Annotated in this window: 11 protein-coding genes; 7 read left to right on the plus strand and 4 right to left on the minus strand. The window is 70.8% G+C overall.

The annotated features are described in order from the left end of the window. Nucleotides 1-36 precede the first annotated feature (36 nt). Nucleotides 37-1,563 carry a class I adenylate-forming enzyme family protein gene (locus P2L57_RS34520; protein ID WP_275821480.1) on the plus strand — a complete coding sequence of 509 codons (1,527 nt, stop codon included), beginning with the start codon at nucleotides 37-39 and terminating at the stop codon, nucleotides 1,561-1,563. Nucleotides 1,564-1,706: 143 nt separating this feature from the next. After that, the gene (locus P2L57_RS34525) at nucleotides 1,707-3,671 is read left to right on the plus strand and encodes a phosphocholine-specific phospholipase C (RefSeq protein ID WP_275821482.1); all 1,965 of its coding nucleotides are present in this window, start codon (nucleotides 1,707-1,709) and stop codon (nucleotides 3,669-3,671) included. A gap of 81 nt (nucleotides 3,672-3,752) precedes the next feature. Here P2L57_RS34525 and P2L57_RS34530 read toward each other — a convergent pair whose 3' ends face one another. Next, complete coding sequence (locus tag P2L57_RS34530; protein ID WP_275821483.1) at nucleotides 3,753-4,262, minus strand: O-acetyl-ADP-ribose deacetylase; 510 nt, start codon at nucleotides 4,260-4,262, stop codon at nucleotides 3,753-3,755. A gap of 50 nt (nucleotides 4,263-4,312) precedes the next feature. On the opposite strand from P2L57_RS34530, the gene kilB reads away from it, so the two are divergent. Then, the gene (gene kilB, locus P2L57_RS34535) at nucleotides 4,313-4,780 is read left to right on the plus strand and encodes a plasmid transfer protein KilB (RefSeq protein ID WP_275821485.1); all 468 of its coding nucleotides are present in this window, start codon (nucleotides 4,313-4,315) and stop codon (nucleotides 4,778-4,780) included. 214 nt (nucleotides 4,781-4,994) lie between these two features. After that, complete coding sequence (locus tag P2L57_RS34540; protein ID WP_275821487.1) at nucleotides 4,995-6,098, plus strand: PP2C family protein-serine/threonine phosphatase; 1,104 nt, start codon at nucleotides 4,995-4,997, stop codon at nucleotides 6,096-6,098. Here P2L57_RS34540 and mca read toward each other — a convergent pair. Further along, nucleotides 6,085-6,918 carry a mycothiol conjugate amidase Mca gene (gene mca / locus P2L57_RS34545; protein ID WP_275821489.1) on the minus strand — a complete coding sequence of 278 codons (834 nt, stop codon included), beginning with the start codon at nucleotides 6,916-6,918 and terminating at the stop codon, nucleotides 6,085-6,087. The two genes, P2L57_RS34540 and mca, sit on opposite strands and share 14 nt — an antisense overlap. A gap of 78 nt (nucleotides 6,919-6,996) precedes the next feature. Beyond that, a complete protein-coding gene (locus P2L57_RS34550) occupies nucleotides 6,997-7,497 on the minus strand; it encodes a hypothetical protein (RefSeq protein WP_275821491.1) in 501 nt (166 codons plus the stop codon). Between the two features lie 121 nt (nucleotides 7,498-7,618). On the opposite strand from P2L57_RS34550, the gene P2L57_RS34555 reads away from it, so the two are divergent. After that, a complete protein-coding gene (locus P2L57_RS34555) occupies nucleotides 7,619-8,236 on the plus strand; it encodes a TetR/AcrR family transcriptional regulator (protein ID WP_275821492.1) in 618 nt (205 codons plus the stop codon). Between the two features lie 115 nt (nucleotides 8,237-8,351). Here the strand turns inward: P2L57_RS34555 and P2L57_RS34560 are convergent, their stop codons facing one another. Then, nucleotides 8,352-8,726, minus strand: a complete 375-nt coding sequence (locus P2L57_RS34560; RefSeq protein ID WP_275821494.1) for an STAS domain-containing protein — start codon at nucleotides 8,724-8,726, stop codon at nucleotides 8,352-8,354. A gap of 295 nt (nucleotides 8,727-9,021) precedes the next feature. On the opposite strand from P2L57_RS34560, the gene P2L57_RS34565 reads away from it, so the two are divergent. Both P2L57_RS34565 and P2L57_RS34570 read left to right on the plus strand, forming a co-directional pair. After that, nucleotides 9,022-9,609 carry a sigma-70 family RNA polymerase sigma factor gene (locus P2L57_RS34565; RefSeq protein WP_275821496.1) on the plus strand — a complete coding sequence of 196 codons (588 nt, stop codon included), beginning with the start codon at nucleotides 9,022-9,024 and terminating at the stop codon, nucleotides 9,607-9,609. Between the two features lie 23 nt (nucleotides 9,610-9,632). Further along, nucleotides 9,633-10,832 carry a maleylpyruvate isomerase N-terminal domain-containing protein gene (locus P2L57_RS34570; protein ID WP_275821498.1) on the plus strand — a complete coding sequence of 400 codons (1,200 nt, stop codon included), beginning with the start codon at nucleotides 9,633-9,635 and terminating at the stop codon, nucleotides 10,830-10,832. Nucleotides 10,833-10,843: the final 11 nt, after the last annotated feature.

The following is a 10,843-nucleotide window of genomic DNA, read 5'->3' on the forward strand; positions in this document are numbered from 1 at the left end:
CGACCACCAACCGACAAGGCGGAACCGGAGGCCCGGATGAGCGCGACCACCCCGCACGACCTCGGCGCGTCCCGCACCCTGTGGGAGCTGATCGCGCGCCGGGCCGCGCTCACCCCGGACGCGCCCGTGCTGCTCGACGAGTCCGACCGCCGGGTGACCTTCGGCGCGTTCGCCACCCGCGCGGAACGCACGGCCGCCGGTCTGTACGGACTCGGGGTACGCCCCGGCTCCCGCGTCTGCTGGCAGCTGCCGACCCGGATCGAGACGGTGGTGCTCTGCGCGGCCCTCGCCCGGATCGGCGCCGTACAGTCCCCCGTCATCCCGATCTACCGCGACCGCGAGGTCGGGCACGCCGTCCAGCGCGCCGACGCCCGGTTCCTCATCACCCCGGGCCCCTGGCGCGGCTTCGACCACACCGCCATGGCCCGCCGCCTCGCCCGCCGACTCCCGGAACCGCCGCAGCTGCTCAGCGTGTACGACCGGCTGCCGGACGGCGACCCGGCCACCTTGCCGCCGCCACCGGCGGACGGGCGGGAAGTGCGCTGGATCTACTGGACCTCCGGCACCACCTCCGCGCCGAAGGGCGTCCTGCACAGCGACCGCAGCCTGATCGCGGGCGGCTCCTGCCTGGCGCACGCGTTGCGGATGCGGTCGGACGACGTCGGGTCGATCGCCTTCCCGTACGCGCACATCGGGGGGCTCGACTACCTGGTCATGCTCCTGCTCTACGGGTTCCCGGCGCTGCTGCTGGAGCGGTTCGCACTGCCGGGCGCGCTGGACGCCTACCGGCGGCACGGGGTGACGCTGGCGGGCGGCAGCACCGCGTTCTACTCCCTCTTCCTCGCCCAGCAGCGCCAACTGCCGCCCGAGGAGCGGCTGGTGCCCACCCTGCGACTGCTGGCGGGCGGCGGCGCGCCCAAGCCGCCCGAGCTGTACCACGAGGTGGTACGGGAGCTCGGCTGCCAACTCACCCACGGCTACGGCATGACCGAGGCCCCGATGATCACCATGGGGTCACCGCTCGACACCCCCGAGCAGCTGGCGACCACCGAGGGCCGCCCACCGGCCGAGATGGAGATCCGCATCGTGGACGGCGAGGTCCGGCTGCGCGGCGAGGCGGTCTGCCAGGGCTATGCGGACCCCGACCAGACCGTCGCCGCATTCGACGAGCAGGGCTTCTTCCGCACCGGCGACCTGGGTCGGCTGACCGCCGCCGGACACCTGGTCCTCACCGGCCGCCTCAAGGACATCATCATCCGCAAGGGCGAGAACATCTCCGCCAAGGAGATCGAGGAACTGCTCTACCAGCACCCCGGCATACACGACGCCGCCGTGATCGGACTACCGGACGCCGAGCGCGGCGAACGCGTCTGCGCGGTCGTCGAGCAGCCCGCGGGCTGCTCGACGCTCACCCTGGCCGAGGTCACGACGTTCCTGCGGGGAGCGGGGCTGGCGGTCCACAAACTCCCGGAGCAGTTGGAGGTCGTGCCCGCGCTGCCACGCAACGAGGCGCTGCGCAAAGTGCTCAAGTACGAACTCCGCGAACGGTTCGCGGGGTCCTGACGGCCGGGTTGCGGGTTTTGCACCCAATGCCCGCAACCGGCCAGGCCGATGCCGTTCAGAAGCCTTCCCGAATTCACCGGCGGCTGGAACCATCGCGCCGCACCGGCCCCTACCACCGGTAACACGACCTGCCAGGAGGCACTGTGTCCCCCATCTCCCGCCGCACGCTGCTGGGTTCGGCTGTCGCGAGCGGTGCCGTGATCGGCTCCGGCGCGCTGCCCGGCGCGCTGCAGCAGGCCTTGGCCGCCAGCGGCAAGCACGGTCCGCACGGCACGTTGGACGATGTCGAGCACGTGGTGATCCTGATGCAGGAGAACCGTTCCTTCGACCACTACTACGGGACGCTGAACGGAGTGCGCGGCTACCAGGACACCTCCCTGGTGCGGCTGCCGAACGACTCCGACGTACTGCACCAGAAGCTGCTCGGCAACATCGGCGGAACGACCCTGCTGCCCTGGCACCTGGACACCTCGACCTCCGACGCGCAGCGGATCTTCGACCTCGACCACTCCTGGGACGGCACCCACAGCGCCTGGGCCAACGGCCAGTACACCAACTGGATCCCGGCCAAGTCCTGGTACACCATGGGCTACTACCGCCGCCAGGACATCCCGTTCCAGTACGCGCTGGCAGATCAGTTCACCCTGTGCGACCAGTACTTCTGCTCCACGATGGCGCCCACCAACCCCAACCGCCTCTACCTGTGGACGGGAATGGTCGACCCGCGCGGTACGGGAGGCGGCCCGGTCACCGACAACAGCGAGAAGGGGTACACCTGGACCACCTACCCCGAGCGGCTCCAGTCCGCCGGGATCTCCTGGAAGATCTACCAGCAGAACGACAACTTCGACGACAACCCGATTGCCTGGTTCAAGCAGTTCCAGAGCGCGGCCAAGGACTCCCCGCTCTACACCCGGGGCATGGTCAAGCGGGGTGCCGATGACTTCGCGCAGGACGTCGCCAGCGGCAACCTTCCGTCGGTGAGTTGGGTGGTGGCGCCGACCGACCAGTCCGAGCACCCCAACCACCCGCCCGCGCAGGGCGCCGACTTCACCGCGTCCTACGTACTCGGCGCGCTGGCCAAGCACCCGGAGGTCTGGGCGAAGACCGTCGTCTTCCTCAACTACGACGAGAACGACGGCTTCTTCGACCATGTCGTAGCGCCGGTGGCGCCCGACGGCACCCCCGACGAGTTCATCAACGGCGCGCCCATCGGCCTCGGCCCGCGCGTCCCGATGATCGTCATCTCGCCGTGGAGCCGTGGCGGCCGCGTCAACTCCGAGGTGTTCGACCACACTTCGGTGCTGCGGTTCCTGGAGAACTGGACAGGGGTCAAGGAGCCCAACATCTCCGCCTGGCGCCGCACGGTCTGCGGCGACCTGATGTCGGCCTTCGACTTCCGCCACAAGAGCACCACCGCGTTCCCCGCGCTCCCCGACACCAAGAAGCTGCTCGCGGACCTCGCCGAGCAGGACAAGAAGATCCTTCCGCCGCTCTTCCCGCCGATCAAGCAGACCTTCCCCGAGGTCGAGCCCGGGGACCGGCCGGCGCTCCCGGTCGGCTACCGCTTCGGCTCGTCGTCCCGTACGGACACGGCGAAGGGCCTGCTGTGGATCACGGTGGAGAACCTCGGCCGCCTCGGCGCGGGCCTGTCGATGTACACGGTCAACCACCGCAAGTTCGGCGCCTGGCGCTACACCCTGCCGGTGGGCGGGAAGGTCGCCGACTACTTCAGCGCGCTGTCGGTCAGCGGCGGTCCGTACGACATCGACACGCACGGCCCCGACGGCTTCCTGCGCGGCTTCAAGGGCGACGTCCGCACCTGGAACGACCCCGCGAAGGGGCACCCGGAGATCGCCTCCACCGAGCACCCGGACGGCGTCCGGCTGACCCTGACCAATGCGGGCGGCAAGCCGGTCGTCTTCACGATCGGGGAGAACAAGGCACTGTTCGCGCAGAGTTCGTCGTCCCGCACAGTCACGGTGGCACCGGGCGCGACCGCCAAGGCGGTCCTGGCGCCGACGTCCGCCGGTCGCTACGACTACACGGTGACCGCGGACACCGGCGACGGCTTCGAGCGGCGCTTCGCCGGGCGGCTCCAGCCGTAGCCGGAGGACCCACCAGGGCCTGACCGGCGGCGCCCCCCACGGGCGACCGCCCGTCAGGCCCTGGAAGGGCGCCGCCCGCGCTCAGCGGACCGCGTCGGCGAACGCCCGGTACGCCGCGTCGTCGAAGAGGACGAAGCGGACCTCGGCCACCGAGGTGTCCGCCTCCCGCACGGTACGGACCGCGATCCGGGCGCCGTCGTCCATCGGCCAGCCGTAGATCCCGGTGGAGATCGCCGGGAACGCCACCGTCCGCGCCCCCAACTCGTCGGCCACACAAAGCGATTCGCGGTAGCAGGACGCCAGCGCCTCGGACCGGTCCTCGCTCGCCGACCACACCGGCCCCACCGTGTGGATCACCCACCGGGCGGGGAGTTCGCCGGCGGTGGTCGCCACCGCCTGGCCGGTCGGCAGCCCCCTGCCGTACTGCGACGCCCGCAACGCACGGCACTCCGCGAGGATCTCCGGGCCGCCCCTGCGGTGGATCGCCCCGTCCACCCCGCCGCCGCCCATCAGCGAGGAGTTGGCGGCGTTCACGATGGCGTCGACGTGTTGGGTGGTGATGTCACCCTTTGCGAGCGTGATGTGCGTCATGGCGCGATCGTGCCACCACAAGGGGCGCGGCAGTGTGATCCACTGCTGGCATGGGTGCGGTTCTGCCGAGTGTCATCGCCGTGTTGGGCACACTGCCGGGGGCCACCGTCACACACACCTTCCAGCGTCGGGCGTCCGAGCGCAGTGCCCAGCTCACGCGGACCGAGAAGCTCCGGCAGGAGCGGATCGACGCCTACTGCGCCTTCGCGGGCGCGCTCCTCGAGTACCGGCGGGTGCTGGTGCAGCGCTGGTTCGTGCAGCATGAGGACCGGGTCGACGAGGACACCCCGGAACTTCAGGAGCAGGTCTACAAGCTGCGGTACTCGGCCCATGAGGCCATGTTCCGCGCGCAGATGCTCACCGGCAGCGCGGAACTGTCCAGGATCGCCGAGCGGACGCTGGAGAACGTCACCGAACTCCACCACGCCGGGGATCGTGCCGCGTTGGACGCCGCACGCGATGCGTCACGCCTGGTCATACGGGAATTCGTGACCGCGACGACCCCGTACGTCAGCTGACCTGACCGGTCAGCGCGAGCCACCGCGACCTCAGCGATCACCCCATCGCCGCGGGTGACCGGCGGTGGGCCGCCGGGTGGTGCGGGTTCCCCCTCTGCTGGTGGAAGTCCCTCCTCCGCTGTGGAAGTCCCTCCCCTGCTGGTGGAAGAGGAATGAGGCACGATGGATGCAGGGTGATCCCTTGTCCCAGTCACAGCGGCCTGTTCTCCGGCAGATGACCGAACTGGCGCGGCGAGTCCGCGCCCCCGCCATCGGCCCGACAATGGTGCGCCTGGTTCCGCTGGCGCTGGTTCCGCTGATCGTCGCCATTGACCTGCTGGTCCCCAGCGACGTGCTGTGGAACCGGCTGCTCGTCGCCGTGCCCGCGCTGGCCGCCGCCAGTTGGAACCCGCTCGCCACGGGTGCGATCGGGCTGGCCACCCTTGTGGTCGACTTCGGCCTGGTCGCCTACTGGGGGCGTCTCGGCCAAACGTCAGCGTGGCTGACCCTGGGCGTGATCATCGCCGTGACACTGGCCGCGATGTACGCAAGCCATACCCGCAGGCAGCGCGAACGCGCCCTCGCGGACATCCTCTCCGTGGCCGAGGCCGCCCAGCAGGCACTGCTCCGGCCGCTGCCGCGCCGCCTGGGCTCGCTGCGCATGGAGGCCCTGTACCTGGCCGCCGCCGCTCGGGCGCGCATCGGCGGGGACTTCTTCGAAGCCCAGTACACCCCGCACGGGATCAGGTTGCTGATCGGCGATGTGCGCGGCAAGGGGTTGCCCGCCGTGCAGGTCGCGGCGGTCCTGATGGGTTCCTTCCGGGAGGCGGCACACGAGGCGCCCGACCTGCCCTCGCTGGCCAACCGGCTGGAGACCAGCGTGCAGCGCTTCTCCGCCCAGGTGCCGGGCACCGATGCCGACGAACGGTTCGCCACCGCGCTGTTCGTCGAGATCCCCGAGGACGAATCCGTGGTGCGGCTGCTCAGCTGCGGGCACCCGCCGCCACTGCTGCTGAGTGAGGGCACGGTCCGGGTGCTGGAGGCCGCCAGGCCGTCCCCGCCGCTCAACCTGGCGGTGCTGCTGGACACGCACTACCAGGTGGACGTGTCGCCCTTCGGCGCGGGGGACAGCCTGCTGCTGTACACCGACGGGGTGAGCGAGGGCCGCGACCGCGCGGGCGTCTTCTATCCGCTCGCCGAACGGGTGGAGCGGCATGCCACCGCGTCCCCGGACGACCTGATCGACAGGCTGCGCACCGATCTGCTGGCCTATACGGCGGGCACGCTGGACGACGACGTGGCCGCGCTCGTGGTGCACCGCGCCGTCACGCCGGATTGACGCCCGCGAACAGGTCGTCCTCCGGCGTCCGTGACGCCACGCGCGAGCGCGCGAGGACGTAGTTCTCCGTCGGCCAGACCTCGCGTTCCAGGTCGCGGGGGTGGGCGAAGAACGGGCCGGCCGGGTCGGCCTGGGTGGCGTGGGCCCGGAAGGCGCGATCGCGTACCGCGAAGTACTCCGCACACCGGATGCGGGTCGTCACGTCGAACCGCGGTGCCCAGTCCGGCCAGTTGGCCAGCACCTCGCTCATCCGGGACGCGATGCCCCACCGCAGCATCGCCTCGTGCAGGGTCGAGAACCACTGCTTCTCGAAGGCGGCCTGGTAGTAGAGCTTGAGCGGCTGCGCCGGCTCACCGGCCATGGCCTCGTAGGCGGCGAGGGTGACGCGGTGGGTCTGGATATGGTCGGGGTGCGGATAGCCGCCGGAGGGGTCGTAGGTGATGACGACATGCGGACGGAACTCCCGTATGACGTCCGCCAGTTCCGTCGCCGCCCGCGCCACCGGCAGTGCGGCGAAGCAGCCTTCCGGCAGCGGATCGCCCTCCCCGGGGAGGCCGGAGTCCGTGAAGCCGAGGAACCGCTGCCGTACGCCGAGGATCTCGGCGGCGGCGGCCATCTCGCGGCGGCGGATCGCCGGGAGGTCGGCGCGGACCTCGGGGCGGTCCAGGGCCGGATTGAGGACGTCTCCGCGTTCGCCGCCCGTACAGGTGACGACCAGCACCTCGGCGCCCGCCGCCGCGTAGCGGGCGAGGGTGGCGGCGCCCTTGCTGGACTCGTCGTCGGGGTGGGCGTGCACGGCCATCAGTCGCGGAGTGGTCATGGACGGCTTCCTTTCGATGGATTCCGGTGGATTCCGGTGGATCGGAACGGGCCTGCGGTCCCCGGGTGCTACCGGGCCCTACGGGCGGGGTAGTACAGCGCCGGAACGAACGCCAGGGCGCACAGCGCGAGCGCCCAGGCGAAGGCATGGCCGTCGGCGGCAGCCGGGCTGGCCGCGCCGGTGAGTTGGTGTTGCAGGACGACGGTGAGTGCCGCCATACCGAGTCCCCCCCAGACGGTTGAGGACGTTGACGGTTCCCGCCGCACGAGGAGCCTCGTCGCGGGAGACGGAGGCGTAGGCCGCGGACATGCCGGGCACCATCGCGAGGCCGAGGCCGGCGCCGCGTACCAACAGGGCGGCGGTCAGCAGCCGGTCGGCCGGGCCGTGGCCGAGGAACGCGAACGGCACGCCCCAACTCTGCTGTGCGCAGCCGTACATCAGCGCGGCGAGGCCCGGCGAGAGCAGCGCGAGACCGGGCACATCGAGCGGGGTGCGCCGGGGCGCCCGTGCGGTGCTCGGCAGCAGGCGCGCGGCGAGCAGCAGGGTGACGACGCGGATGGGCACGTTGACGTAGAACATCCAGCGCCAGTCGAGGTCGACGCCGGGGCATTTTTTTGCATGGACCTAAATTTAGGTCCGCCCAATCAATCGCTGCGAGTGAATTTTTAGGTCGAACCTAGAAACTGGGTAGGATGCGGCCATGGCGCAGCTCCGCGAGCTCAAGAAGCAGCAGACCCGGCAGAAGATCTCGCATGTCGCGACCCTGATGTTCATCGAGCACGGCTTCGAGCAGACGACCATCGCGGACATCGCGAAGGCCGCCGGGGTCTCCAAGATGACCGTCACCAACTACTTCCCACGCAAGGAGGACTTGTTCTTCGACGCGTACGAGGAGGTGGTGGGCGGGCCGGCGCGCACCGTCGCCGAGCGCGCCCCCGGGGAGTCGGCGCTGGCCGCGCTGCGCCGCAAGTACCTGGCGGACTGCGAGGAGCACGCGCCGCTGCTCGGCCGCGTCAGCCCCGGCTTCGCGCGGCTGGTGGTGGAGAGCCCGGCGCTGCGGGCGCGGCTGCGGGAGATCTACGACCAGCAGGAACAGGCGCTGGCCGAGACGCTCATCGAGCAGGCCGGAGCCGATGGTGTGGCGCCGCGCGTCGCGGCCGCCCAACTGTCCGGTGTGCAGCGGGTGTTGTTCCACGAGGCGCGACGGCGCTCCGAGGCCGGGCAGGACGAGGAGGAGTTCTTCACCGGGCTCGGCGCGGCGGCCCGGGAAGCGTTCGCGCTGCTGGAGCCCGCGTTGGCGGGGTACGCCGCCAAGTAGCCGCACTGCGGCTTGTGTGCCGTGCTCTCTGCTCTCTGCGTTGCGCCTTGCGCGCAGTGCTCTCTGCGTTGCGCCTTGCGCGCCGGGGCTTCTGCGCCGGGGCGGCCTCCGGCGGTCAGGCGGACAGCGGGCGGGCCGTGTCGTCCACGGCGGCGTCGAGATCCTGGAAGACCTCGAAGAGGCGGCGTACGCCCAGCGCGGCCAGCACCCGGTTCACATGCGAGCCGTCGACCGCGCCCTGCGCGGGCAGTATCAGCCGCAGGCGGCCGGTGCACGAACGCATCAGGCGGCGCGCCGCGATCAGCACGCCCACCCCGCTGGAGTCGCAGAAGCGCACATCGGAAAGGTCGAGCACCACACTGCGCCGCCCCTCGGCGACCGCGTCATGGACATGCTGCCGCACCCCGGGCGAGGTCACCAGGTCCATCTCACCCGACACGTGCAGCACGGTCCAGCCGTCCCGCTCCTCCGCCTTCACCCTCAACGCCACTGGCTCGCTGCCCCTTCGTCGGCAGAGTCGTTCCGTTCCGGTACCCCCTGACCCTATGCCCAGCGGCGATGCCTTCCCCGCAAGGCCGTGGTCACACCCCCATAACAGCTCGTCTTCACCAGGCCTCTACTTGTAGCTCGCTGGGCACCCGTTCCGTACTGATCGGTTACTCATCGGGTGTCCATTGCGGCAAAGCAGCGTGCGTTGTCAGACCCGGCGGATACATTCGATGGTGACGGAAGAGTGATGAGCGTTGGACGTTGAGCGATGAGGTGAGCCGAGAGGGGGCGGCCGGATGGCGACACCCGCACCACCACGCTGGGACCGCAAGATGCAGCAGCGGCTGGCCCGAGGAGAGGAGGCGGCGCTCTGTGAGCTGTACGACCGCTTCGCTTCGCTGGTGCACGGACTCGCGTACCGCGTGATGGGCGACGAGGACGCGGCCGACCAGATCACCCGCGAGGTCTTCGGGTACATCTGGGAGAACCCGGACGCGTACGACCCCAAGGAAGGCAACTTGCGTTCCTGGATAGCCACGCTCACCCAGCGGCAGGCGGTGCACCGGCTGCGGCGCTGTGAGGCGGAGCGGATCAGGGCGGGCGGTGAGCGGACCACCGAGCAGTTCGAGCGGAAGGTGTGCGACGCCAACACCGCCGCCCGCGCCGACTTCATCAAGAGCTCGATGCCCACCTCGATACGCGCCACCCTTGATCTGGCCTATCTGCACCGCCGCGACTACCGGCAGACCGCGGCGGAGCTCGGTCTGACCGAGGACGAGGCACGGCGACGGCTCCGGCTCGGCCTGCAGATGCTCTCCACGGCGATGCAGCCGAATCCGCCGTCGGACTCCGCTTCCCCGCCGGGCCCGGGCGGTTCGCGATGACCGGGCCCACGGGAGACGGTCCGATGGGCAGCGGACCCGAGGAGAACGGCGGCATGCCGTTGCCGCGGGTACCGCTGCCACGGGGTGCGGCGGACGACGGACCACTGCGTCCGGCGCCGCAGCCCCCTTCACCACCGCCGCTCGACCATCTGACGTTGAAGTCGCTGCTCGGCGCATGGGCGCTGTCGGCGTGCTCCGCTGAGGAGACGGCCGCGGTGGAGGCGCACCTCACGGACTGCGCGACCTGTGCGGAAGAAGCGGTACGGCTGCGGGACGCGGTCGGCCTGTTGCGGTCGGAGGACTCGCTCGACCTCGATCCGCTGCTGCGCGCCCGCGTTCTGGAGAACTGCCTGGGCCGACGCCCCGCACGCATACCCGTGCCCGACTGGGCGGGACCGTACGACGCGGAGACCGCGCGTCTGGACGCGTTGCTCCGGGACCTCGGACCGGAGGACTGGGCCACGCCCGTCACCTTGGAGTGGCACGACGGTGCGCGCCGCACGTCCGTCACCAACGTCATCGGCCATCTCGCCGCGGTCGACGGGCTGATAGGAACCGCGCTCGGCGAGGACACCGCACTGGGTTCGGACGCGCCCCGCGATCCGACCGAGCGGACGTTGGAGTACTGGCGCCGCTTCGGCTCGCGGTCCGGCAGCGAGGTGCGTGAGGAATGGCGGGACCAGGGCCATACGCTGCTGCGCACGGTGTCCTTCGCCGGGCGGAGCGCGGGCGGACTCGACGTCGGTTACGGGGACTTCAAGCTTCCGTTGCGGGACGCGTTCGTGGACCGTGCGTTGGAGTGCTGGATCCACGCCGGGGACATCGCGGAGGCCGTCGACTATCCGTACGGTCCGCCCGCGCCAGGGCACTTGAACGCGATGGTCGATCTGACGGCGCGCATGCTGCCGCTCGCCCTCGCGGGGCGGCGCAGGGCGGGGCTGGCCATGTCTCCGGCACGGTGGGTGGAGGCGGGCACGCCGGGCCGTTCGGTCCACCTGGAGTTGGAGGGCGAGGGCGGCGGCGACTGGTACATCGCGTTGGACTCACCGGCGGCGGTGGGCTGCAAGGCGGAGAGCGTGGCGCAAGTCGCCCTGGAGGCCACCGAGTTCTGCCAGTTGGCCGCCGGGCACCGGGAGCCGGAGGATCTGGCGGTCGGGCAGGCGGGGGATCGCCAGGCGATCCGGGATGTGCTGGCGGCCACGGCGAGCTTGTCACGCATGTAAGCCCCACCCAC

This window comes from Streptantibioticus ferralitis (assembly GCF_029223525.1).
Taxonomy (GTDB): Bacteria; Actinomycetota; Actinomycetes; order Streptomycetales; family Streptomycetaceae; genus Streptantibioticus_A; species Streptantibioticus_A ferralitis.

Excerpts from the sequence above, each read along its gene's own strand:
- P2L57_RS34520 (WP_275821480.1), top strand. The coding sequence starts at position 37 with ATGAGCGCGACCACCCCGCACGACCTCGGCGCGTCCCGCACCCTGTGG.
- P2L57_RS34530 (WP_275821483.1), bottom strand. The coding sequence starts at position 4,262 with ATGACGCACATCACGCTCGCAAAGGGTGACATCACCACCCAACACGTC.
- kilB (WP_275821485.1), top strand. The coding sequence starts at position 4,313 with ATGGGTGCGGTTCTGCCGAGTGTCATCGCCGTGTTGGGCACACTGCCG.
- P2L57_RS34540 (WP_275821487.1), top strand. The coding sequence starts at position 4,995 with ATGACCGAACTGGCGCGGCGAGTCCGCGCCCCCGCCATCGGCCCGACA.
- mca (WP_275821489.1), bottom strand. The coding sequence starts at position 6,918 with ATGACCACTCCGCGACTGATGGCCGTGCACGCCCACCCCGACGACGAG.
- P2L57_RS34550 (WP_275821491.1), bottom strand. The coding sequence starts at position 7,497 with ATGTTCTACGTCAACGTGCCCATCCGCGTCGTCACCCTGCTGCTCGCC.
- P2L57_RS34555 (WP_275821492.1), top strand. The coding sequence starts at position 7,619 with ATGGCGCAGCTCCGCGAGCTCAAGAAGCAGCAGACCCGGCAGAAGATC.
- P2L57_RS34565 (WP_275821496.1), top strand. The coding sequence starts at position 9,022 with ATGGCGACACCCGCACCACCACGCTGGGACCGCAAGATGCAGCAGCGG.
- P2L57_RS34570 (WP_275821498.1), top strand. The coding sequence starts at position 9,633 with ATGGGCAGCGGACCCGAGGAGAACGGCGGCATGCCGTTGCCGCGGGTA.